General features: G+C 72.5%; 18 protein-coding genes and 2 pseudogenes. 9 read left to right on the top strand and 11 right to left on the bottom strand.

Going from position 1 to position 23,187, the window contains the following annotated elements:
* Positions 1–68: 68 nt before the first annotated feature.
* On the bottom strand, positions 69–1,529 hold the full coding sequence (locus ACQ452_RS28405; protein WP_433388880.1) for a CCA tRNA nucleotidyltransferase: 1,461 nt from the start codon (positions 1,527–1,529) through the stop codon (positions 69–71).
* Between the two features lie 134 nt (positions 1,530–1,663).
* Between ACQ452_RS28405 and murJ the strand changes: the two genes are divergently transcribed.
* The 7 genes and pseudogenes from murJ to ACQ452_RS28440 all read left to right on the top strand — a co-directional run bounded on the left by murJ (position 1,664) and on the right by ACQ452_RS28440 (position 10,158).
* Complete coding sequence (gene murJ / locus ACQ452_RS28410) at positions 1,664–3,415, top strand: murein biosynthesis integral membrane protein MurJ (protein ID WP_433388881.1); 1,752 nt, start codon at positions 1,664–1,666, stop codon at positions 3,413–3,415.
* Positions 3,416–3,861: 446 nt separating this feature from the next.
* Positions 3,862–5,463 carry a protein kinase family protein gene (locus ACQ452_RS28415; protein WP_433388883.1) on the top strand — a complete coding sequence of 534 codons (1,602 nt, stop codon included), beginning with the start codon at positions 3,862–3,864 and terminating at the stop codon, positions 5,461–5,463.
* 43 nt (positions 5,464–5,506) lie between these two features.
* Positions 5,507–6,124 (top strand): annotated as a pseudogene (sigM, locus tag ACQ452_RS28420) (RNA polymerase sigma factor SigM); the annotation flags it as partial.
* A 182-nt stretch (positions 6,125–6,306) separates the two neighbouring features.
* On the top strand, positions 6,307–7,362 hold the full coding sequence (locus ACQ452_RS28425) for a hypothetical protein (RefSeq protein WP_433388885.1): 1,056 nt from the start codon (positions 6,307–6,309) through the stop codon (positions 7,360–7,362).
* A 177-nt stretch (positions 7,363–7,539) separates the two neighbouring features.
* Positions 7,540–8,493 carry a thioredoxin-disulfide reductase gene (trxB, locus tag ACQ452_RS28430; protein WP_433388887.1) on the top strand — a complete coding sequence of 318 codons (954 nt, stop codon included), beginning with the start codon at positions 7,540–7,542 and terminating at the stop codon, positions 8,491–8,493.
* Between the two features lie 29 nt (positions 8,494–8,522).
* Positions 8,523–8,846, top strand: a complete 324-nt coding sequence (gene trxA, locus ACQ452_RS28435; protein ID WP_250793747.1) for a thioredoxin — start codon at positions 8,523–8,525, stop codon at positions 8,844–8,846.
* 148 nt (positions 8,847–8,994) lie between these two features.
* Positions 8,995–10,158 (top strand): N-acetylmuramoyl-L-alanine amidase, encoded by a 1,164-nt coding sequence (locus ACQ452_RS28440; protein ID WP_433388889.1) that lies wholly within the window; start codon positions 8,995–8,997, stop codon positions 10,156–10,158.
* A gap of 106 nt (positions 10,159–10,264) precedes the next feature.
* Here the strand turns inward: ACQ452_RS28440 and ACQ452_RS28445 are convergent, their stop codons facing one another.
* A complete protein-coding gene (locus ACQ452_RS28445; protein ID WP_433388891.1) occupies positions 10,265–10,930 on the bottom strand; it encodes a GNAT family N-acetyltransferase in 666 nt (221 codons plus the stop codon).
* A 296-nt stretch (positions 10,931–11,226) separates the two neighbouring features.
* On the opposite strand from ACQ452_RS28445, the gene ACQ452_RS28450 reads away from it, so the two are divergent.
* Positions 11,227–12,540 carry a PLP-dependent aminotransferase family protein gene (locus ACQ452_RS28450; protein ID WP_433388893.1) on the top strand — a complete coding sequence of 438 codons (1,314 nt, stop codon included), beginning with the start codon at positions 11,227–11,229 and terminating at the stop codon, positions 12,538–12,540.
* A gap of 7 nt (positions 12,541–12,547) precedes the next feature.
* Positions 12,548–13,543 (top strand): D-alanine--D-alanine ligase family protein, encoded by a 996-nt coding sequence (locus ACQ452_RS28455; RefSeq protein ID WP_433388894.1) that lies wholly within the window; start codon positions 12,548–12,550, stop codon positions 13,541–13,543.
* Positions 13,544–13,583: 40 nt separating this feature from the next.
* On the opposite strand, the pseudogene ACQ452_RS28460 reads toward ACQ452_RS28455, so the two are convergent.
* The 9 genes and pseudogenes from ACQ452_RS28460 to rpmH all read right to left on the bottom strand — a co-directional run.
* Positions 13,584–14,309, bottom strand: a pseudogene (locus ACQ452_RS28460) (hypothetical protein); the annotation flags it as partial.
* Between the two features lie 1,943 nt (positions 14,310–16,252).
* The gene (locus tag ACQ452_RS28465) at positions 16,253–17,299 is read right to left on the bottom strand and encodes a ParB/RepB/Spo0J family partition protein (protein WP_433388896.1); all 1,047 of its coding nucleotides are present in this window, start codon (positions 17,297–17,299) and stop codon (positions 16,253–16,255) included.
* A gap of 27 nt (positions 17,300–17,326) precedes the next feature.
* Complete coding sequence (locus tag ACQ452_RS28470) at positions 17,327–18,388, bottom strand: ParA family protein (protein WP_433388898.1); 1,062 nt, start codon at positions 18,386–18,388, stop codon at positions 17,327–17,329.
* A 522-nt stretch (positions 18,389–18,910) separates the two neighbouring features.
* A complete protein-coding gene (rsmG, locus tag ACQ452_RS28475) occupies positions 18,911–19,660 on the bottom strand; it encodes a 16S rRNA (guanine(527)-N(7))-methyltransferase RsmG (protein ID WP_433394481.1) in 750 nt (249 codons plus the stop codon).
* Between the two features lie 211 nt (positions 19,661–19,871).
* Positions 19,872–20,477: a protein jag gene (locus ACQ452_RS28480; RefSeq protein ID WP_433388900.1), complete on the bottom strand. Its 606-nt coding sequence runs from the start codon at positions 20,475–20,477 to the stop codon at positions 19,872–19,874.
* A 215-nt stretch (positions 20,478–20,692) separates the two neighbouring features.
* Positions 20,693–21,685, bottom strand: a complete 993-nt coding sequence (yidC, locus tag ACQ452_RS28485; RefSeq protein WP_433388902.1) for a membrane protein insertase YidC — start codon at positions 21,683–21,685, stop codon at positions 20,693–20,695.
* 3 nt (positions 21,686–21,688) lie between these two features.
* A complete protein-coding gene (gene yidD / locus ACQ452_RS28490) occupies positions 21,689–21,976 on the bottom strand; it encodes a membrane protein insertion efficiency factor YidD (RefSeq protein ID WP_433388903.1) in 288 nt (95 codons plus the stop codon).
* Entirely contained in the window at positions 21,973–22,389 is a 417-nt protein-coding gene (gene rnpA, locus ACQ452_RS28495; protein ID WP_433388905.1) for a ribonuclease P protein component, read from the bottom strand. Before rnpA ends, yidD begins: the two co-directional genes overlap by 4 nt.
* A gap of 35 nt (positions 22,390–22,424) precedes the next feature.
* Positions 22,425–22,562 (bottom strand): 50S ribosomal protein L34, encoded by a 138-nt coding sequence (rpmH, locus tag ACQ452_RS28500; RefSeq protein WP_088959667.1) that lies wholly within the window; start codon positions 22,560–22,562, stop codon positions 22,425–22,427.
* Positions 22,563–23,187 lie beyond the last annotated feature (625 nt).

Below are 23,187 nucleotides of genomic sequence, written 5' to 3' on the forward strand. Positions count from 1 at the left end.
TCGGGCGCGGTCCGCGTCGGACCGGCCCGTGGCGGTCGACGTGGTCGGTGCCGTGGCGCCTGGTGGGACTACCCGACGATGCCCTCGTCGCGGGCCCAACGCAGCAGCTCCGCCTCGGCCTCGTCACGGTCCAACGGGCCGCGCTCCAGGCGCAGCTCCTTGAGGTGCTTCCAGGCCTGCCCGACGACGGGCCCCGGCGGCACGCCCAGCAACTCCATGATGGCGTTGCCGTCCAGGTCGGGCCGGACCCGCGCGAGGTCCTCCTCGGCGGAGATGCGGGCGATCCGCTCCTCCAGCGCGTCGTAGTCGGCGGCGAGCTGGGCCGCCTTGCGCCGGTTGCGGGTGGTGCAGTCCGACCGGGTGAGCTTGTGCAGGCGCGGCAGCAGGTCACCGGCGTCCGCGACGTAACGGCGTACCGCCGAGTCGGTCCACTCGCCCCGCCCGTAGCCGTAGAAGCGCAGGTGCAGCGCCACCAGCGCGGTGACCTTGGCGGTGATCTCCTTCGGGTAGCGCAGCGCCTTCATCCGGGCCTTGGTGAGCCGGGCACCGACCACCTCGTGGTGGTGGAAGCTGACGCGGGCGTCCGGGCCCACGGCCTTCGTCGCCGGCTTTCCGACGTCGTGCATCAGCGCCGCCATCCGCAGGACGAAGTCCGGCCCCTCCGTCTCGTACGAGACGGCGTTGCTCACCACGGTGAGGGTGTGCTCGTAGACGTCCTTGTGCTGGGCGTGCTCGTCGATCTCCAGCTTCAGCCCGGTCAGCTCGGGCAGGAACCGCTCGGCGAGGCCGGTGTCGACGAGCAGCCGCAGCCCGGTGATCGGGTCCGCGCCGCAGAGCAGCTTGGTGAACTCGTCGCGGATCCGCTCGGCGGTGATCCGGTCCAGGTCGGCGGCCATCCGGGTCATCGCCGCGTACGCGTCGGGGTGCACGACGAACCGCAGCTGGGCCGCGAACCGGGCCGCGCGCAGCATGCGCAGCGGGTCGTCGCCGAACGACTGCGCGGGGGTGCCCGGGGTGCGGATCACGTTGGCGGCCAGGTCGTCCAGCCCGCCGTGCGGGTCGGTGAACCGGTGCTCGGGCAGGCTGACCGCCATCGCGTTGATGGTGAAGTCGCGCCGCCGCAGGTCCTCGGCGAGGTCGGTGCCGTACTCGACGACCGGGTTGCGGCTGACCTGGTCGTAGGACTCGGCGCGGAAGGTGGTGATCTCCAGCCGCAGGCCGTCGCGCTGGCATCCGATGGTGCCGAACTCCCGGCCGGTCTCCCAGATCGACTCGGCCCAGCCGCGCACGATGTGCAGGGTCTCGTCGGGGTGCGCGTCGGTGCAGAAGTCGAGGTCGTCGCCGAGGCGGCCGAGCAGCGCGTCGCGTACCGAACCGCCCACCAGGTGCAGCTCGTGACCGGCCCGCGCGAACCGGCGGCCCAACTCGTCGGCGACCGGGGAGACCCGGAGCAGTTCGGCGACGGCGTTGCGCTGTGCGGCGGTGAGTTCGCGGCGGTCGGCGGCGTGGGGAGCGGAGGCTTCGAACATGGGAGCGCCAGACTATCGGTCCCGGTGGGGATGTGGTCCGCCGGGCGCGGGTAACGCACGGCCGTTGACTATCGTCTGTGACGTGCGGGCCCGGTGCCCGGCTTCGACGTACCCCTGCCTTGGAGGCGACAAAGATGAGCGGCGGTCTCTACCGCAGCGCGAACGCCGCCGAGGGCGGCAACGCGCCCGGACGGCCGTCGGACGGTGCCACGTTCATCTCCGCCGAGCCGCTCAACCAGCCGGCCATGGAGTCGGTGGCGCCGCCGCAGGAGCAGGTGGGCGAGGCCAGCGCCGCGACCAACAGCGCGGTGATGGCGATCGGCAGCCTGGTCAGCCGGGGTACGGGCTTCCTGCGCAACCTGGTGATCGCGGCGGCGCTCGGCGGCGCACTGGTCGGCGACGCGTACACCACCGCGCAGATCCTGCCCGGGATGGTCTACGAGTTCCTGCTCGGTGGCGTCCTCACCAGCGTGCTGATCCCGGTGCTGGTGCGGCGGCGCAAGTCCGACGCGGACGGCGGCCAGGCGTACGCCCAGCGGCTGCTGACCCTGGCGGTGCTCGCGCTCGGCGTGGCGGCGCTGCTCGCGGTCGTTTTCGCCTCGACGCTGACCTCGCTCTACGGCAGCGGCGAGTCGACCGACGACTACGCGAAGCTGGTCACGGCGCTCGGTCGCCTGATGCTGCCGATCATCTTCTTCTCGGGGCTCAGCGCGCTGATCAGCGCGGTGCTCAACACCCGGGGGCACTTCGCCGCCCCGATGTGGGCGCCGATCCTGAACAACCTGGTGGTGATCGCCACCGCCGGCCTCTACATCGCGATCTTCGGCGCGGAGATCGTCAAGCCGGGCGACATGACCACCGGGCGGATCCTGCTGATCGGCGGCGGCACCCTGCTCGGCGTGGCGATCCAGGCCGCCGGCCTGCTGCCGGCGCTGCGCAAGGTCGGCTTCCGCTGGAAGCTGCGGTTCGACTTCCGGGAGCTGGGCCTGCGCGAGCTGGGCCGGCTCGGGGCGTGGATGTTCTGCTACGTCGCGGTCAGCCAGATCGGCCTGATCGTGCTGTTCAACCTGCTCAACCGGGCCGGCCGCGAGAACGCCGCCGGCCCACTGATCTACAACAACGTCTTCCTGCTGCTGATGATGGCGCACGGCATCATCGCCGTCTCGATCATCACCGCGCTGATGCCCCGGATGAGCGCCGCCGCCGCCGACGGCCGGTACGCCGACGTGGCCGCCGACCTGTCCCGGGGCACCCGGATGGTCACGGCGGTGCTCGCCCCGATCGCGGTCTGCTACGCCGTGCTCGCCACCCCGATCGCGTTCACCCTGTTCCGCTTCGGCGCCTTCAACGAGGACAACGCCACGGCCACCTCCGTGGTGCTGCTCGCCGCCGCGCTCGCGCTCGTGCCGTTCGCGGTCAGCCAGCTCTTCACCTTCGCCTTCTACGCCCTGCCGGACACCCGCACCCCGGCGCTGATCAACATCCCGGTCGTGGCGCTGCGCGTCGGGGTGCAGATCGTGCTCTTCGCGGCCTTCTCGGCGAGCTTCGCCGGGGCCGGCATGATGATCGGCAACGCCGTCTCCTACCTGGCCGCCGCGATCGCCTCCGCCTGGCTGCTGCGCCCCCGGGTGGGCCGGATCGGCCTCGGCGCGATCCTGCGCAGCGGCGGGCGGGTCGTGCTCGCCGCGCTGGGCGCGGCCGTGGTCGGCCTGATCGTGGTCACGCTGCTGCCCGGCGACGACACGCCGACCCGCGCGCAGGCCATCGTCCAGCTCCTGGTCGGCGGCGCGGTCATCGGCGGGACGTACCTCGGGCTGGCGATGGTCCTGCGGATCAGCGAGATCACCGAGGTCGTGGGCATGGTCCGACGCCGGCTGGGCCGCTGACCCGGGGTGCCGGGTGACGCGCGGGCGGACCGCACTCTCAGTGAACGAGGATCACCAGCCTGGGGATGCGCCTGTGGATAACTCCACGATCCGCCGCTCAACCACCCTATCGGCCTGTGGATAACCAACCGTACGGCTGAGCATGGTGGCCCGATCGGCGGGAACCCGGCGGCATCGGCGCGATCGCCGTGCCGGCCGGCCCCTCCCGGTGGTCGGTTGCGGTCAACCTCTAGATTGGCCAGTACATGTGCCGGCAACGTGGCTGACAACGGGCGCAACCGGACAACTGTGCCGCCCGCCGGCAGCTCGGCCCGGGAGCGGCGCGAAGATGACATGTCGGGGAGACGGCCATCCCGGGTAAGGTCGCTCTCGACGGGTACGGCAGGCGCCGACGCTGCGCGTCGACAACGGCCGGCCTGTTCCTTCGAAGGCAGAGCGGGAACCACATGCCCAGCAGCGCGGGTCCATCGATCGACACGATCACCGAGGGAGGACGGGTGACCCAGGTCGGCGAAGGTCAGGAGGCGGAGGAGAGCGCTCCTCAGGTCACGACCTTCGGTGCTCCCACGGCCGGTGAGGTCCTCGCCGAGCGTTACGAGCTGGTCGAGCACATCAACAACGACAGCGCTGGTCGGCTGGTCTGGCGCGGGATCGACGTCATCCTGCGCCGCCCTGTCGCGGTCGTGCTGCGCTATCCGGGTGGCGACTCTGCCACCGAGATGCTCCAGGGCGCCGTCGCGGCCAGCCGGGTCATCCACCCCAACCTGGTCGGCGTCTACGACGCGATCGACGAGGCCGAACGCGCGTACGTGGTGCGGGAGTGGGTCGACGGGCACTCGCTGCGCGAACTGGTCGCCGACGGTCCGCTGGACCCGGCCCGCGCCACCACCATCGGCAACGCGGTCGCCAGCGCCCTCGCCGCGGTCCACGCCACCGGCATGGTGCACGGCAACGTCCACCCCGGCACCGTGATGATCAGCGACGACGGCCGGGTCGTGCTGGCCGACGCGCGTACCGACGGCGCCGACAACCACCAGAGCGACGTCCGCGCGGTCGGTGGTGTCCTCTACTTCGCCCTGACCGGGCACTGGCCGCACGCCGAGGCCCCGCTGCGCGGCGCCACCGCCGGCCACGGCCGAGCCGCCATCCCCGACGCCGTACGCGACGCGGGCGGGGCGATCGCCGCGCCCCGGCAGATCCGGGCGGGTGTGCCGGCATACCTCGACGACCTCACCATGGACCTGCTCGACGCCGAGATCGAGCCGCCCTCGTCGGACGTGCTCGCGGCCGAGCTGGCCCGGCTCGACGTGTCGGCCGACGAGCAGTTCCTGGACAACGGCGGCCCGCTGCGCTTCACGCCCGACACCGGCGAGGTGCCCTCGCCGCTGGCCGCCGCAGGCGGACGCAAGGTCGCCATCGGCATCGCCGGCCTGCTGGCGGTCGCCCTGGTCGGTCTGCTGATCGGCATCAGCACCCTGGGCGGCGACGACAACCCGCAGACCAACCCGGTCGCCGCGCCCTCGTCGAACGCTCCCGTCGACGAGGCCGCCCCGGCCGCCGTCACGGCCGGTCCGTTGAAGATCAGCACCGCCCGGATCATCGACCCGGAAGGCGACCGGACCGAGGTCAGAAACGCCGACAAGGTGTTCGACGGCAACGAGGACGACGGCTGGGAGACCCAGACCTACAAGGGCCGCGCCAACTTCGGCAACCTCAAGCAGGGCATGGGCGTCTGGGTCGACCTCGGCGGCGAGCACACGGTCAAGTCCGTGCAGGTCCTCCTCTCCGCCCGGGGCGCCTCCGCCCAGCTCTACGCCGGCAGCACCGAACGGCCCTCGTCGTCCGCCGGTGACGCCCAGCTCTTCGCGGACTACAAGAAGACGGCGATCGGCCAGCCGTTCCAGGAGCACGAGGGCACCAAGATGACCTTCAACGGCTTCAACGCCGACCAGAAATACCGCTACCTGCTGTTCTGGATCACCGAGCTGCCCTCGAGTGACGGCGGCTACAAGCTCGGGGTCCAGGAGATCACGGTCCAGGGTTCGTGAGCCGGCCGTCGCGCTCGGGGCACCGCATCCGCCGGATGTGGTGATGGGCGTACGCGGGGAACGAGCGGCCGGTGGACCAGCGGGTCCACCGGCCGAGTCGTGGGTGCCACCGGCCGGGGTGCCGGACCTCGATCTCCTGCGCGCCCACGTCGACGGCGACCGGCACGCCTTCGCCGAACTCTTCCACCGCCACCGGGACCGGCTCTGGGCCGTGGCCCTGCGCACGCTCGGCGACCGCGAGGAGGCCGCCGACGCCCTCCAGGACGCGCTGCTCTCCGCGCATCGGGCCGCCGGCCGGTTCCGGGGCGACTCGGCGGTCACCACCTGGCTGCACCGGATCGTGGTGAACGCCTGCCTGGACCGGATCCGTCGCCGGCAGGCGCACCCCACGGTGCCCCTGCCGGACGGGGTCCGCGACACCGACTCCGGCACCGGGGGCGTCGAGCCGGCGGCGCCCGCCCAGGACCACGACACCGCGCTCGTGGTCCGGCAGGCCCTCGCCGGGCTGCCGGCCGAGCAGCGGGCGGCGCTGATCCTGGTCGACGTGCAGGGCTACCCCGTCGCCGAGGTGGCCCTGATCCTCGGCGTGGCCGAGGGCACGGTCAAGAGCCGGTGCGCGCGGGGCCGGGCCCGCCTGGCGACGCAGCTCGGGCACCTGCGGCCCCGCCCCGCCACGCAGCCGCCGTCGACCCCACAGCGCCCCGAGCCCGCGTCCGTCCCCCGGCGGGCGGAGCCGGCGACGGGCACGGACGTGCCGGCCGTCACCCGAGGGAACCCGCGGTCGCCCGAGGGCGTCCGATCGGGGTCGGGACGGTCCCGGCGGGACGCCCACCAGGAGGACTCGTGACGGCCGGGGAGTTCAGGGAGGTCGACCACGACCTGCTCGCCGACTACCTCGGCGGGGCGCTGGACGGCACCCCCGACGAGACGTACGTCGCCCGGCTGGTCGACGAGGACGCCGCCTGGGCGCAGGCGTACGCGCTGCTGGCCCCCGCCGTGGCCGACGTCCGCGCGGGCCTGGCCGCCTGGGGCACGCCCGCCGTCGCGATGCCGGCCGACGTCACCGACCGGATCGACGCCGCGCTGGCCCTCGCCACCGCGCACCCGGCCACGGACCACGCGGCGCCGGGCCACCCCGACCGACCGGGTCCCGACCGGACGGGCGACGGGGCGGCGGGGCACCAGACGGCGTCGGACGACGGGCCGGAGCGGACGGTCCGGGTCGGTTCGGGTCCGGTGCCGCCGCAGCCCGTCGGCGGGTCGGGGCGGCGTCCTGCCAGCGTTCCCCGGTCGGAGCCCGGACGGGGCGGAGCCACCGGGCCGGGGCGACGGCGGCGCCGTTGGCACCGGTTGGCCGGGCCGGTCGCCCTGGCGGCCGTGTCGATCGCGGCGGTCGGGCTCGGGGTCAACCAGCTCACCAGGGAGCAGCGGGTGGACGGGGCCGCGGACTCGGCGTTGCCGGGCACCGTGCGCCACGAGAGCGTCGATCCCACCACCACACCGTTCCGCATCGTCGGCCAGCCGCCGCAGCGCAGCGGCATGGACTACACGCCGGAGGGCCTGGGCGAGCTTCCGAAGTCGCGGCTGTTCGCCAGCGGCGCGCCCGCGGAACGGCCCGGCGTCCAGGCCGAGGGCGGGCGGATGCCCGGCTCCGCCACCGGGCTCGACCGGCTCACCGATCCCGCCGCCCTGGGCGCCTGCATCGGCGAGATCAACGCCGAGCACGGCAACGGCCCGCTCGTGGTCGACGTGGTCGACTACGCGCGGTTCCAGGGCCACCCGGCGCTGATCGTGCGCTTCACCGACGCCACGGGAGCCCACTGGGCCTGGGCGAGCGGCCCGGAGTGCGGGGTGCCCGGGTCCGGCTCGGACAGTCGCTACCGCACGCGGGTAGGGTGACCTCGCGGCCACCGGACGTGCCGGTCCGCGTGACCTGACCCACCGGATGGCCGGCTGGGGAATCCCCGGTTCGTACGATGACGTTCTGCACATCGAAGTGTCGGCCCCGCGAGGGGCGTCGGCATCCGATCGGCATCGGTGCGCGCCGATGGCGACCAAGACAATCGGGAGACGGCAGTGGACGAGGTCCGCAACCTGATCATCATCGGCTCGGGGCCGGCCGGTTACACGGCGGCCGTCTACGCGGCGCGCGCCAACCTCAAGCCGCTCATTATCGAGGGAGCGCAGTCCGGCGGCGCGCTGATGACGACCACCGAGGTGGAGAACTTCCCCGGTTTCGCCGACGGCATCCTCGGTCCCGAACTGATGGACAACATGCGCAAGCAGGCCGAGCGGTTCGGCGCGGAGTTCCTCACCGACGACGTGACGCGGGTCGAGCTGAAGGACACCGGCAGCCTGGGCTCCGACGCGGTCAGCACCGTCTGGGTGGGCCAGACCGCCTACCGGGCCCGGGCCGTCATCCTCACCACCGGCTCCGCGTGGCGCCCCCTGGGTGTGCCCGGCGAGCAGGAGTACCTGGGCCACGGCGTCTCGTCCTGCGCGACCTGCGACGGTTTCTTCTTCCGCAACCAGCACATCGTGGTCGTCGGTGGCGGCGACTCGGCGATGGAGGAGGCCAGCTTCCTCACCCGGTTCGCCGAGTCGGTCACCATCATCCACCGCCGGGACTCCTTCCGGGCCAGCAAGATCATGGCTGAGCGGGCGCTGAGCAACGACAAGATCAAGGTCGAGTGGAACAGCACCGTCGAGGAGATCCTCGGCGACGACGGCAAGGTCTGCGGGGTGCGGGTCCGCAACACGCACACCGGCGAGTCCAAGGTCATGGACGTCACCGGTGTCTTCGTGGCCATCGGGCACGACCCCCGCAGCGAGCTCTTCCGAGGGCAGGTCGAGCTGGACGACGAGGGCTACGTGAAGGTCCAGGCGCCCAGCACCCGGACGAGCGTGCCCGGCGTCTTCGCCGCCGGCGACCTGGTGGACCACACCTACCGGCAGGCCATCACCGCCGCCGGCACGGGCTGTTCCGCCGCGCTGGACGCCGAGCGCTTCATCGCCACGCTGCAGGGCTGAAAACCGAAACACATCGGAGGAGGGTCATAGTGGGAGCAACGAAGTCGGTCACCGACGCGAGTTTCGCCGCTGACGTGCTGAAGTCCGACAAGCCGGTCCTGGTGGACTTCTGGGCCGAGTGGTGCGGGCCGTGCCGCAAGGTGTCGCCCCTGTTGGAGGAGATCGCCGGCGAGATGGGTGACCAGGTCACCATCGTCAAGCTCAACATCGACGAGAACCCGGAGACCGCCCGCGCGTACCGGGTCATGTCGGTGCCGACCCTGACCGTCTTCAAGAACGGCGAGCCGGTGCAGTCGATCGCCGGCGCCAAGCCGAAGGGCGAGCTCGTCAAGCTCATCGAATCGGCCCTCTGAGCAGCACCTACGCACGTCGACCCCGCACCCGGTCCGCCGGGCGCGGGGTCGACGCTTTTCCCGGACGTGCCGCACCGCGGCCCGGAGAGCGCATAACCTCAAGCCGGGGCCGCCCGGCCAGCAACCGTCCGCGCAGAGGGGGTCGTGCGTGCGTCCGATCCGACCCGGTGACCGTGGACCCGCCGTCACGGAGATCCGTACGGTGCTGACCGGCCTCGACCTGCTCGCCCCCACGGCTCCCGGTGCCGACGAGTTCGACGCCCACACCGAACGGGCCGTGCGGGCGTTCCAGCAGTCCCGAGGGCTCAGCGTCGACGGGCGGGTCGGCGCGGAGACCTGGCGGGCCCTGGACTCCGCCCGCTGGCGTCTCGGCGCCCGCACGCTCTACCACGCCGTCCCGGAGCCGCTCACCGGCGAGGACGTCCGTTCGCTACAGGAACGGCTGCTGGAGATGGGGTACGACGCCGGGCGCGCGGACGCCATCTACGGCGTACGGACCTCCCGGGCGGTCGCCCAGTTCCAGCGCGAGGTGGGGCTCACACCCGACGGCTCCTGCGGGCCGCACACCATGAACGCGCTACGCCGGCTCGGCCGCAAGGTCGTCGGCGGACGGCCGCAGTGGCTGCGCGAGTCCGACGCCATCCGGCAGTCCGGCCCGACGCTGGTGGGGCGGACCGTCGTCATCGACCCCGGCCACGGGGGCACCGACGAGGGCGTGGTGGTGCCCGCGGGGCCGCTGCGGTGGACCGAGGCGGACCTCGTGCACGACCTGGCCAGCCGGTTGGAGGGCAGGCTCGCCGCATCCGGCGTCCGGGTACAGCTCACCCGGGGCCCCGCGCCGGAGGACTGCCTGCCCGACGTCGACCGGGCGGAACTGGCCAACTCGCTCGGCGCCGACGTCTTCATCTCGCTGCACGTCGACGGGCACGACAACCCGGAGGCCGAGGGGGTGGCGACCTACCACTACGGCACCGACAACGGCGTGACCTCGGCGACCGGGGAGCGGCTCGCCGGGCTGGTGCAGCGGGAGATCGTCATGCGCACCGGGCTGCGCGACTGCCGCACGCACGCGAAAGCGTGGGACCTGCTGCGGCTGACCCGGATGCCGGCCGTACGCGTCGAGGTCGGCTACCTCACCTCGCACGCCGACCGGGCCCGGCTGGTCACCCCCGGGTTCCGGGACCGGGTGGTGGAGGCCGTCGTGGCCGCCGTGCAGCGGATGTACTTCCCCGTCGAGCGGGACGTGCCCACCGGCTCGATCGACGTGAGCGAGCTACGGGCGGCGGTGGCCGCCGGCACGGTCGTCGACTGAGCCGCGCACGATGGTCGGCCGGGCCGCGCGCGGGGATCGGCCGGGCCGCGCACCGCGAGCGGCCGAGGTCGGCATCGCCCGTGCCACCCCGGTCGAGTCGGCGCCGTCAGCCGGTGGTCGAGCGGGTGGCCGGGGTGGGCCGGACCGGGCGTAGCAGCGTCTCGGGGCTCATCGAGCCCAGCAGCTTCTCCAGCGCGTACTCGACGTCGGACTTCCAGCTCAGCGCGGTACGCAGCTCGAGCCGCAGGCGGGGGAAGCGCGGGTGGGGTCGCACCGTCTTGAAGCCCACCGAGAGGAAGAAGTCGGCCGGGGCGACACAGGTGCCGGCGGGGTCCGCCGCGTCGCCGAACTTCGCGTCGCCGAACGCCTCGATCGCCTTGATGCCGCGCTTGGTGAGGTCACGCGCGACGCCCTGGACCAGCATCCGGCCCAACCCGCCGCCGGCGAAGGCCGGCACCACGTTGGCCGTCATCAGCAGCGCGGCGTCGGCGGAGACCGGGGACGTCGGAAACGCCATCGACCGGGGCACGTAGGCCGGCGGGGCGTACAGGACGAAGCCGCCCGGCATGCCGTCGACGTAGACGAGCTTGCCGCAGGAGCCCCACTCCAGCAACGTCTGCGAGACCCAGGCCTCCTTCTCCAGCCCCGGGTCGCCCGCGGCGCGGGCCCGGTCCGCCGAGACCGGATCCAGCTCCCAGTAGACGCACTGCCGGCACGGGCGGGGCAGGTCCTCCAGGGTGTCGAGGGTCAAGCTCACCAGACGTCGCGACATTGGCTGCATCCCCACACTAGGCTCGGAGGTGAGAGACCGGCACGGAACGACAACGCCGCCTTCCTGCCCCGACGAGCGATCGTACGCCGAGAACGGACGCCATGGGAGGGGACGCACGAATGCCCCCCACCCCGGGACCGCCGCACCCGTCCGCGATGTGGAAGCCGCGCCCGGACCGGTGACGCCTCGGCAGGTGGCGGCTAGGATCGACCTTCGGCGCCCCGCGTCGCCATGGTCGCCGGTGCCCCGGGCACGCCCGGGGCGGAGCCCACCCGAGCAGCCATCGAGGTGATGTCATGACCGGCACGACGCTCGACGACTACACCGACCGCTACGCCCGCCGCGTACGGGGCATGACGGCCTCCGAGATCCGCGCGCTCTTCGCGGTGGCCAGCCGGCCGGAGGTGGTCTCGCTGGCCGGCGGCGCCCCCTACATCGCCGCGCTGCCGCTCGACGCGGTCGGCGAGATGCTCGGCCGGCTCGGCGCCGAACACGGCACCACCACCCTGCAGTACGGCATCGGCCAGGGCACCCTGGAGCTGCGCGAACGGATCTGCGAGGTGATGGCCCTCTCCGGCATCGACGCCGCCTGCGGCGCCTCCCCGGACGACGTGGTGGTCACCGTGGGCGGGCAGCAGGCCCTCGACCTGGTGGCCCGGCTCTTCCTCGACCCGGGGGACGTGGTGCTCGCCGAGGGCCCGACCTACGTCGGCGCGCTCGGGGTGTTCCAGGCCGCCCAGGCGCAGGTCGTGCACGTGCCAATGGACGACGACGGGCTGATCCCGGAGGCGCTGGAGACGATCGTCGCCGAGCAGGCCCGCGCCGGCCGCCGGGTCAAGTTCCTCTACACCATCCCGACCTACCAGAACCCGACGGGCGTGACACTGACCGAACAGCGGCGCGAGCGGGTGCTGGACATCTGCGAGCGCGCCGGCCTGCTGGTGGTCGAGGACGACCCGTACGGCCAGCTCGGTTTCTCCGGAGACGCGCCGGCTCCGCTGCGGGCGCGCCGCCGCGACGGGGTCTTCTACCTCAGCACCTTCTCCAAGACATTCGCCCCGGGCCTGCGGGTCGGTTGGATCCTCGCGCCGCACGCCGTCCGCGACAAGCTGGTCATCGCCAGCGAGGCGCAGATCCTCTGCCCGAGCGGCTACGCGCAGGCCGCCGTCTCCACCTACCTCGGCACCATGCCCTGGCAGGAGCAGCTCAAGGTCTACCGCGAGGTCTACCGGGAACGGCGGGACGCGATGCTCACCGCGCTGGACGACCTGATGCCCGCCGGCACGACCTGGACCAGGCCGGAGGGCGGTCTCTTCGTCTGGGCGACCCTGCCCGACGGGCTCGACTCGAAGGCGATGATGCCGAGGGCCATCGCCGCCCGGGTCGCGTACGTGCCGGGCACCGGCTTCTACGCCGACGGCGGCGGCAGCGGCACCATGCGGCTCAACTTCTCGTTCCCGTCCCCGGAACGGATCCGTGAGGGCGTACGGCGACTCGCCGGCGTGATGGAGCAGGACATCGCCATGCGGCGGGTGTTCGGCGCGGTCGGCCGCCCCGGTGCGCGGCGCGGCCAGGCCGGCTCGGACACGCCCGGTCCCGACTTGGCATGATTCCGGCATGGCTTCCACCGCTGCCGACCGTTATGCCGTGACCGACTCCGCCGCCACCGACCTGCGGGTTCTGGTGCTCGCGGGCGGGCTCTCCTACGAACGCGACGTCTCGCTCCGGTCCGGGCGCCGGGTGCTCGACGCGCTGCGCGCGGCCGGCATGGACGCCGAGCAGCGGGATGCCGACGTGACGCTGCTGCCGGCCCTGATGGCTGACCCGCCGGACGCCGTCGTGATCGCCCTGCACGGTGCCACCGGCGAGGACGGGTCGCTGCGCGGTGTCCTCGACCTCTGCGGCGTCCCGTACGTCGGATGTGACGCCCGCGCGTCCCGGCTCGCCTGGGACAAGCCCTCCGCCAAGGCGGTGCTCCGCGAGGCCGGCATCCCCACCCCGGACTGGGTCGCCCTCCCGCACGACCGGTTCTCCGAGCTGGGCGCCGTCGCGGTGCTGGACCGGATCGTCGACCGGCTGGGGCTGCCGCTGATGGTGAAGCCCGCGCAGGGCGGTTCGGGGCTGGGCGCCGCCGTGGTCCGGGACGCCGCATCCCTGCCGGCCGCGATGGTCGGCTGCTTCGCGTACGACCCGACGGCGCTGGTCGAGCGGTACGTGCCCGGCATGGACGTGGCGGTCTCCGTGGTCGACCAGGGCGACGGGCCGCGCGCCCTGCCGGCCGTGGAGATCGTGCCCCGCAACGGGGTGTACGACTACGCCGCCCGCTACACGGCCGGCCGGACGACCTGGCACACGCCCGCCCGGTTGGCGCCGGCGGTCGCCGCCGAGGTCGCCGAGGTCGCGCTGGCCGCGCACACCGCGCTGGGCCTGCGCGACCTGAGCCGCGTCGACCTGATCGTGGACGCCGCCGGGCGACCGCACGTGCTGGAGGTCAACGTCTCGCCGGGAATGACCGAGACCTCGCTGCTGCCGCTCGCGGTCCAGGCGGCCGGTTTGGACTTCGGCAGGATGGTCGGCACCCTCGTGGCGCGTGCCGCGGCCCGGCGCCCATGACCGGCCGGCCGGCCCCGCCGAGATCGCGGTGGTCCTAGCCGTCCGAGCGGTTGGCGTCCCTGGCGGCTGCCTCGGCGTCCGCCTCCTCCGCCGGTGGGGCCTCCGCGGCGAACTCGATCACGGAAACCGGCTCGCCGGGCGGCGGCTCGGCATCGACCGGCGCCTGCCCGGCGAAGCTGGACGGCGCCTGCCACTGGATGCGCGGCGGCTCGGCCAGCGGCCGGCCCCCGAACTCCGCCAGCCAGGCGGCGACCATGGCGAGATTCTCTCGCCATCGGGCCTCGGAGATGGGCGGCAGGATGGAATCCCACAGGGACAGGAAGGTCCCCCGGAGCTGAAGCTGACCATAGGGCCGGGCGAGGAACCACATGTGCAGGTGGGCCGAGCCGTCACCCCAGCGGTTGACGTGCACCCGGGCCACCCCGTCGAGGGACCGGATGGCCCGTTCCAGCCGGACGGTCATCACGCCCAGCTCGGCGGCGAGCAGGTTCGGCAGGTCGCCGAGATCCAGGTGCGAACGCGTTTCCAAAATCAGCACCATCGGCAGGCCGGTCGGGCGGTCCATGGCGCGCACCCGCCATCGTTCACCCACCCAGATGTAGGCATCGTCGGGGGCGGAGCAGGCGGTGCACTCCCGATGACCCTCGCCCTTACGCGGCGGTTCGACCGGGACCGGCTCGTCGAGTTGCTTGACACGAAGGTCGCCCTCGAAGGGAAAGGACGGCCACTGGGTGAAGTCCGGAACGGAGGGAGGGGTGTCTTGCACGACGCTGACCCTAACCCTTTCCGGGGGTCGCTGTCCCCACCCGAACGATCGACGCAGCACTCTGACCCCGCCCAGGACACACAGCGGCGGTAGCGCTATCCACAGGGTGTCCACAGGCCGACGAGACCCGGAACACACCCCGTCATCCACAGGCTGGCACCCCGTTCCACGCGGGGTTTCACGTGAAACGGGGTGCGCCTGTGGATAACCCCTGTGGATAACTTCCGGGGCTGCACGGCGGTTCGCCGCCCGCTCCGAGCCACCGGTTTCACGTGAAACCGAGCGCGGTGCGACCGGCGTCCGTTGATCCCCCGCCACCGATCTTCGTCGGCCCGTCACGACGTCCTGCGGCGGGTACAGGGACGACAGGCCCGGGCGCGCTCCCGCCGAGGCGGGAGGGTCGGAGCGGGAGGGTCGGAGCGGGAGGGTCGGGGTCGGCACCCGGCGGGCCGGCAGTCGTGCCGCTGCGGGACCCCCGGACGGGCTCGCCCTTCACCTCCGGAGCATCGGCGATCCTTCCACCCGGCAAGGATGCCGGTAGGCGACCCGCTGCCGGTGGGATGGGGACAAGCCCGCAAGGGACTGCCCACCCCCGCTCCACCTCCCGGCGACACCGCCACGGCCGCTTCACCGCCCCACGACGATGTCGCCCCACCGCTTTACGACGACGCCGCCCCATCCGCTCCACCGGTCCCCACGGCAGCGGCACCACGGCCGATGGCGACCGGAAGTGCACGACCTGGCGCAGGTTCGGCTCAGAGGCACGGATCTTTCCCTACATGCCTGCCGGGTCATTGGATGGCGGCGGCGTTCGCCGAGTCCTCTACCCAGCCTCTCCGATCGAGGCCCCGGGTCAGGAAAAGGCCCGGACGGCAGAGGAGCGAGCCCGACAAGCGCTCGGCGCAGACACACGCCTGGACAGGTCCGGGTGCGGACCCAGCGACCGCAGTCGGCGAGGAGCCCCAGGCAGGGCGGCGGCGTCGCTCGCAACGCGAGGCGAAGACGAAATCGGGTTTCACGTGAAACCGACTCTTCCCCCGGGCTCCGGGCAGCGATGACTCCCTCCGCCCTCCGTTTCACGTGAAACAGAGGCGGCCCCCGGCACGCCGGGCGGCACGGAGAACCGCCGTGCCCGAAGCGAAGGTAAGTCGACGCGTCCGCGCACGGTACCGCTGCACGATTTCAGCCGGCCCGCGCCACGCTCGACCTGCTGGGGCTGCAATCAGAGCGCGGATCTGCCTGCCGGGCCCTTCCGGGCGCGGAGTGGCAATCACGGCCTCGAAGTGGCAGGTCCAATCACGGGGCGGGAGCTGATCACGGGGGTGGCACGGCCACGGGTTGCATGCCGATCACGAGGCGGGAGCCAATCACGCGGGAAGCCGGTCACCGGGTGCCGGTGTACGCCGACGACGCCGAGCGGCGGTGGAAGCCGGTCACGGGGGAAGCCGGTCACGGGGCGGCAGGCCCCGATTACCGGCGCGGCGGGCGGGTGAGGACACGCGGCGGACAGCACGCCCTGGCGGCCCACACGCTCGACGCGAAGCGGACCCGCCCTGCGGGTGCGGGAACGCCTCCGGACGCCCCACAGGGGCGTACGACGGGCTGCTCAGCGCGGCCAGTTCCGTCGGACGGGCACTGCGGGGCGGGCAAGCCGACGTGGCGGCTCGGCATGCCCGGAGGGTGCCACGGCCAGCGGCCCCAGGCCGCACGAACCACCGAAGGCGGCCGGTACCGGGCGGCCCACCGTCCCGGTGGAGGCTGACCATCCGGGCCACCGGTCGGTCCGCCGGGAAACGCCCGCTCGCTCCGACGCAGGTCGAGAAGCGGCGACACCCTCGCCGGGCAGGAAGCGGCCGCGTGACCCGGAGGTCGCGCGGCCGGTGGTGCCGTACCCGTATCGAGAGGCCAGTTCGGCTGGCGCGGCCGAGGCGGCGCCAGCCTGTTCAGCTCTGCGGCTCCTCCTGCTGGCCGACGCCGATGATGTCGACGATCCGTTCCAGGTCGTCGACCGTGGCGAACTCGATCGTGATCTTTCCTTTGCTCCGGCCGATGTCCACCTTCACGCGGGTGTCGAACCGGTCCGAAAGCTTGTCGGCCAGGTCCGTCAGCGCGGGGGCGTGCGGCTTGGGGCGGCGCTTTGCCGGCTCCTTCTCGCTCGTGCCGTCACTCAACGCCAACGCGACGATCTCCTCGGTCGCGCGGACCGAGATGCCCTCGGCGACGATCCGGAGCGCGAGCTGTTCCTGCGCCTCGGGCCTGTCGAGACTCAGCAGCGCGCGGGCGTGCCCGGCGGAGAGGATGCCGGCGGCGACCCGCTGCTGCACCGGTGCCGGCAGGTTGAGCAGCCGGATGGTGTTCGAGATCTGCGGCCGGCTCCGCCCGATCCGCCGGGCGAGTTCCTCGTGGGTGGCACCGAACTCGTCCAGGAGCTGCTGGTAGGCCGCAGCCTCCTCCAGCGGGTTCAGGTTCGCCCGATGGATGTTCTCCAGCAGTGCGTCGCGGAGCATGGCGTCGTCGTGGGTGTCCCGGACAATCGCCGGGATGTTCTCCCGCCCGACGGCCTGCGCGGCACGCCAGCGACGCTCGCCCATGACGAGCTCGTACTTCTCGTCGTCGAGCTGCCGCACCACGATCGGCTGGAGAAAACCGACCTGTTCGATGGAGGCCTTCAACTCGTCCAGGGCGTCCTCGTCGAAGACCTGGCGGGGCTGCTTCGGGTTCGGCACTATCGCGTCGACCGGGATCTCGGCGAACCGGGCACCGGGCACCGGGCTGAGCACGGGCTGCTGCGGTTCGGGCTGCGCGGGCGGCGCCGGTACGGCGCGATCCGGTTCGGCCGGTGCCGCTACGGGCGCGGCGGCGACCGGCGGGTCGGTCGCCGGGGCCGGCTCCGCGGTGACGGGTGGCTCGATGACTGCGGTCGGCGCTGGACCGGTCGGGATGAGAGCCCCCAGGCCCTTCCCCAGACCGCCCCTAGGACGGTTCTTCATGCCACGCCTCCCAGCGACTGTTCCGCACTACGCATTCCGGCTCACCGGCTCCTTGATGCCACGCTCGGCGATCTCCTGGGCGGCTTCGAAGTAGCTCGTCGCCCCCCGCGATCCCGGATCGTAGGTCATCACCGACTGGCCGTAGCTGGGTGCCTCCGAGACGCGGACGTTGCGGGGGATGACGGCCTGCAGAACCTTGTCGCCGAAGTGGTTGCGCACGTCCTGCTCGACGGCGTCGGCCAGCCGGGTACGCCGGTCGTACATGGTGAGCAGGATGGTGGAGACGTCGAGCCGGGGGTTGAGGTGCTGGCGGACCAGGTTGATGTTGTTGATCAGCTGGTTCAGCCCTTCCAGGGCGTAGTACTCGCACTGGATGGGAATGAGCACCTCCTGCGCGGCCACGAGCGCGTTGACCGTCAACAGGCCGAGCGAGGGCGGGCAGTCGATGAAGACGTAGTCGAAGTGGCCGGGGTAGGCGTCGATCGCCCGGACCAGGCGGGACTCCCGGGCCACCACCGACACCAGCTCGATCTCCGCCCCGGCGAGGTCGATCGTCGCCGGTACGCACCAGAGGTTGGGGATCCCCTCGACGCCCTGGGCGACCTCCTCCAGGGGCACGCTGTTGATGAGGCAGTCGTAGACGTCCGGCACGCCCGTGTGGTGCGGGACGTTCAGCCCGGTGGAGGCGTTACCTTGCGGGTCCAGGTCGACCACCAGCACCCGGTTGCCGTGCAGGGCGAGCGCCACCGCAAGGTTCACCGTGGTCGTGGTCTTGCCCACGCCGCCCTTCTGGTTCGCGACGCACATGACCCGCGTCCGTTCCGGTCGAGGCATGGTCACCTCGCCACTCGGATTCAGGATCTGCACGGCGCGCATCGCCTCCATAGCCAACGGTGGGTCATCCTCTTCGCGCGTCGGGGTTTCACGTGAAACGTACGCGTCCTCGGCGGGGGAAGCGACCGAGGGCGCCGGCGTTTCCGTGACGGGAACGGGATCGCGGGTCGCGTCCGGTACCGAGTCCGGGGTGGGCTGCTGCGGAACGGCGGAGTCGGTGCGGGCCGCCGGGGCGTTGCGACGACCGGGGCTCACCCGGCCACCAGATGAACCGCCGGGGTGCGGGCCACCCGGCGCCGGGCGGGGCGTCGAGGGCTCAGCCCCGGCCGGCTCGACGCCGTTCGCCCGGGCGGTCGCGGCGCGCTGCGGTGGGCGGCCGGTCTCGTCGCCGGAGGGTTGGTCGGGCGGCCAGCTCGGGTGGTCGGTTTCACGTGAAACCGGGTCGCCCGTTGACCCGGTTTCACGTGGATCGTCGTACCTGCCGTCGTCATGCACCTGTCATCCCTGCCCGCTTCGGATGGTCGGTCCGCACCCCGTCAACTGGTCGCACGCCCTCGCGCCGCGGAGCGTACGGACCGGCGGGAGCGGCGGGAGCGGCGGGACCGGCGAATGTGCGTGCCGTCCGCTCCACACTATCGACGCGCAGCCAGCCTACGGCTCACGGGCGCGGCCGGTCCACGTCGGGTTCTCGTCCTTCCGTCCACCCGTACCGGTTCAACGACCAACCGGCGGCCGGGAAGCCGGCAGGCGGGCATCCACCGCCGGCCCCGGGGGGAGTCAGCGACCCCGGGGCCGCCCGCCGCGGGAGCGTTTCGGAGTCTTCGGTCGGGCCGGCCCGATCATCCGTTCCCGCACGATCTCCACCACCGTCGTCGGCGGATCGATCACTCCCTGACCACAGCGGTGCACCTCGGGCGTGCCACCGCCCAGCCGCGCCACGACCTGCGCATGCTCGGCGACCTCGTCGGCGGCGGACGTGCCCTTGAGCGCGAGGAGCCGCCCGCCCCGCACCACCAGCGGCAGGCACAGCGTCGAGAGCCGGTCCAGCGGCGCGACGGCGCGCGCGGTGACCACGTCCCCGCTCAACGGGGCGATGCCCGTCGCTCCCGTGGCCGCCTCGTCGGCGCGCCCCCGGAACACCCGCACCATCTTCGCCAAGCCGAGGTGCTGCACCACCTCGACGAGGAAGGAGGTCCGTCGGGCGAGCGGTTCGATCAGGGTCACCGTCAGGTCGGGTCGCGCGATGGCCAGCACCAGGCCGGGCAGTCCCGCCCCGGAGCCGACGTCCAACACCGTCGCGCCCTGCGGAATCCGCTCGGCCACGGCGGCGCAGTTGAGCAGGTGGCGGTCCCAGATCCGGGGAGCCTCCCGCGGACCGATCAGCCCGCGCACCACGCCGTCGGTGGCGAGCAGTTCGGCGTACGCGGCGGCCAGTTCGAGCCGGTCACCGAAGAGGGTGCGGGCCGCTGCCGCCAACTCCGGCGGCAGCGCCGCCTCGGCCGGCGACGGTGCCGCGTCGGCCGTCACGGCCGGCGGGGCCGTCGGGGCCGTCGCGTCGCCCGGCACCGCGTCGCCCGACGGGGGCAACGGCGCCGGCGGGGTCGTCGCGTCGCCCGACGCGGGCGACGGCGCGGTGCCGGGGCTGGCGTCCGGTTCGGGCCGGACAGGCGACGGCCCGGGTGACGTGCCACCCGGGCCGTCCACGGCGTCGGCCGTGGTGTCGTGGTTGCTCACCCGGTCAGTCCGTCGGCCGGACGATGATGCGCCGGTTCGGCTCGACGCCCTCGGACTCGCTCTGCACGCCGCTCATCGCGTTGACCACGTCGTGAACGCACTTGCGCTCGAACGCGGACATCGGCTCCAGGCGGACGGCCTCGCCGTGCTCCTTGGCCTTCTCCACCGCGTTCTTCGCGACGGCGGCGAGTTCCTTGCGCCGGTTGGCCCGGTAGCCGCTGACGTCGAGCAGCAGCCGGCTGGGGGTGCCGGTCTGCCGGAAGACGGCCAGCCGGGCGAGTTCCTGGAGCGCCTCCAGGGTGGCGCCGCGCTGGCCGACGAGGTTCTCCAGTCGTGCGCCGACGACCTCGACCATGGGACGACCGGCGGAGACCAGTTCGTCGATGTCGCCGTCGTAGTCGAGGATGTCGAGCAGCCCCTCGACGTAGTCGGCCGCGATCTCGCTCTGCCGGAACAGCTCGCTCTCGCCGACGGTCTTCTTCTCCCGGGTGCTGGGCGTCTCGTCAGCCGATTCCTCGTCGGCCTCCCCGGTCTCGTCGTGCACCGCGGTCGGCTCGGTCTCCTCCTCGTCCAGGGACTGCTCGGCGCGGGGGGTGCTGGTGTCGGTCACGGTCTCATCTCCGTACTCGCTCGGCCGGACCGTCGGGTCCGCTGGTCTCCCGGGGCCGGCGGGAGGTCGCCGGTGCCCACGGGCACGTGTGTCGTACGGGCAGTTTCGCCCGTGGCCGCGTCGTGCGCGGCGGTTACGCCCGGCGCCGGCCGGATGGCGGCTGCGCGGTGCGGAACGGGCCGCCGTCGGTGTCCCGACGGCGGCCCGGAGGTTCGTCAGCCCTGCCGCTTGGCGGGGCGGCTCTTCTTGGGGTTGGCCGGCTTGGCACCCGGCTTGGGGCCGGCGATCTTCGGCGCGGCCGGCTTGGCCGGGGCCTGGGGGGCCGGCTTGCGGCGGCCCAGCAGGCTGCTGGTCTTCGCCGGCTGCACCGGGTTGCGGGTCGAGGTGCCCGGCTTGCCGGCGTTGACGGTGGGCGGCGGCGGGAACTTGCGCAGCACCCACTGCTGCTGGCCGAGGGTGAAGAGGTTGTTCGTGACCCAGTAGATGATCACACCGATCGGGAAGATCGCACCGGAGATGAGCAGCGAGAACGGGATGCCGTAGAGCATCAGCTTCTGGATCATCCGCTGCTGCGGGTCCTCGGCCCAACCGGTCTTGAGGATCATCTGACGGCTGGTGAGGTAGGTGGTGCCCATCATGACCAGGACCAGGACACCAGCGATGATCTTGACGGTGGTGCCGTTGGCACCGAGCCGGGCCAGCTCCTCGGCGGTCGAGCCGAACTTGCCGGCGATCGGGGCCGTGAAGATCTTCGCGGACGAGGCGCTCTCGAACTGGGTGACCGTCCAGCCGTAGAGGGTCTTGCCGGCCTCGCTCTTGTCCGGGTTGAGTCGACGAAGCACGTGGAAGAGCCCCAGGAAGACGGGGATCTGAAGGAACATCGGCAGACAACCCATGAGCGGGTTGGCCTTCTCCTTCTTGTAGAGCTCCATCATTTCTTTCTGGAGCGTCTCGCGGTCACTCTTGTGCTTCTCCTGCAGCGCCTTGACCTGCGGCTGAAGCGCCTGCATGGCGCGCTGCGACTTGATCTGCTTGACGAAGACCGGGAAGAGGATCACCCGGACGGTGACCACCAGGAAGATGATGGCGAGGATCCAGGCCCAGTTGCTGCCGATCGCAGCCCCGTCCGGTATGCCGATGGCGTCCCAGGCCCCGTGCCAGACCAGCAGGATCCACGAAATCGCGTAGTAGACCCAGTCGAGACTCAATTCTCAGGCTCCAGTCACATCGGCACGGCGGCGGCCGCCCGGCTCCGGCACCGGGTCGTGTCCACCTGGGTTGAAGGGGTGGCAGCGCAACAACCGCCGGGCCGTCAGGCCCGCTCCCCGGATCGCGCCGTGCACCGCCACCGCCTCCAGGGCGTAGGCGCTGCATGACGGGTAGAACCGGCAGCGGGCCGGCAGAGCCGGACTTATCCACCGACGGTACGCGACGACGGGCCCGGTCAGCACCCGGGCACCGATCGTCGCCGGCCGGGGCCCGGTCGGTCCCGCGGTCACCGGGACCGCCGGCCGCGGGGCGCCGTGGCGGCGGCGATCGCCGCGTCCAGATCGGCGTCCAGGCGCGGGTACGACGCGTCGGCCGCGGCGGGCAACGCGCGTACGACCAGGGTGCTTCCGTCGGGCAGCGCGGCCAGCCGGTCACGGACCAGGTGTCGTAGGCGACGCCGGACCCGGTTGCGGACCACGGCGTTGCCGACGGCCTTGGACACGACGAAGCCGGCGCGGGCCGGCCCGGAGGTGTGCTCCGTACCGATGCTCCGCGCCGGCTCCGGCGAGGTTGCTGTCGTGGGGTCGAGGGCTGTCGGCATGCTCAGGTGGACAACGACGGCGCCCCGGCCGGCGCGCCGGCCGCCCCGGACCGCTGCGGCGAAGTCAGTACTGCGCCGCAGTCGCTGTGCGGCTGCCAGCACGACTGCCCACCGTCCCCGGACCTGCCCGGTCGGCCTCAGGCCGACAGGCGGGTGCGGCCCTTGGAGCGACGGGTCGACAGGATGGCGCGGCCGGCACGGGTGCGCATGCGCAGCCGGAAGCCGTGGGTCTTCGCGCGCCGGCGGTTGTTCGGCTGGTAGGTGCGCTTGCTCACGTCAGGCTCTCCGTTTTCGTACGCCCCGGGCGAGGGGTCGCCGGGATCGTGTGGTGGTCCAGGCCACCTCGACGGTGGCCCCCCGATCGATGCTGCCCGGCGAAGCGGAACCTTGGCACTGCGGGGCAGTGACCGCGGACAGCAAACACGTATCACCCTAGCAGAGGGCGAGGGAGCAGCCCCTGAACCCTACGCAGGGCAACAACCACCGTCAAACAACCCCGGCAGGGCGGACACCCGACGGGAAAGCGGCAGTTTTCGCTGATGTCGGCGAGGGTCGCCGCGCGTCGGCGGTTGATGACGCGCGGACAACGCTGTTACCGTGCCCGATTGCGGTCAGCGTCGAAAGGTCCGGTCGTCACCGGCGAGGCAGGACCGGACAAGGTAGTGGATCGTTCGGCACGGTGCACCCGCTTCAGCGCCCGTTCAGGCAGGGGCAGGTCCGACCCGCGTTCGGCGGGCGGCCACAATCGGTACGTACACAGGCTGTGGATAACTTGTGGACGAGGACCGGTCGATCGTCGCGCGAGCGCGGCGGGCCCGGGTGGAAGACGACACCCACCGACGGGGCGGCCGGCCGGAGCAGACGGCGGCGGCGAAGCAGAGGCGAGGGGGTGGCACGACG

It is taken from the genome of Micromonospora sp. KLBMP9576, from assembly GCF_050941805.1.
Taxonomy (GTDB): domain Bacteria; phylum Actinomycetota; class Actinomycetes; order Mycobacteriales; family Micromonosporaceae; genus Micromonospora.

Coding starts and splice junctions, on each gene's coding strand:
- ACQ452_RS28405 (WP_433388880.1), bottom strand. CDS start 1,529: ATGTTCGAAGCCTCCGCTCCCCACGCCGCCGACCGCCGCGAACTCACC.
- murJ (WP_433388881.1), top strand. CDS start 1,664: ATGAGCGGCGGTCTCTACCGCAGCGCGAACGCCGCCGAGGGCGGCAAC.
- ACQ452_RS28415 (WP_433388883.1), top strand. CDS start 3,862: ATGCCCAGCAGCGCGGGTCCATCGATCGACACGATCACCGAGGGAGGA.
- ACQ452_RS28445 (WP_433388891.1), bottom strand. CDS start 10,930: ATGTCGCGACGTCTGGTGAGCTTGACCCTCGACACCCTGGAGGACCTG.
- ACQ452_RS28450 (WP_433388893.1), top strand. CDS start 11,227: ATGACCGGCACGACGCTCGACGACTACACCGACCGCTACGCCCGCCGC.
- ACQ452_RS28455 (WP_433388894.1), top strand. CDS start 12,548: ATGGCTTCCACCGCTGCCGACCGTTATGCCGTGACCGACTCCGCCGCC.
- ACQ452_RS28465 (WP_433388896.1), bottom strand. CDS start 17,299: ATGAAGAACCGTCCTAGGGGCGGTCTGGGGAAGGGCCTGGGGGCTCTC.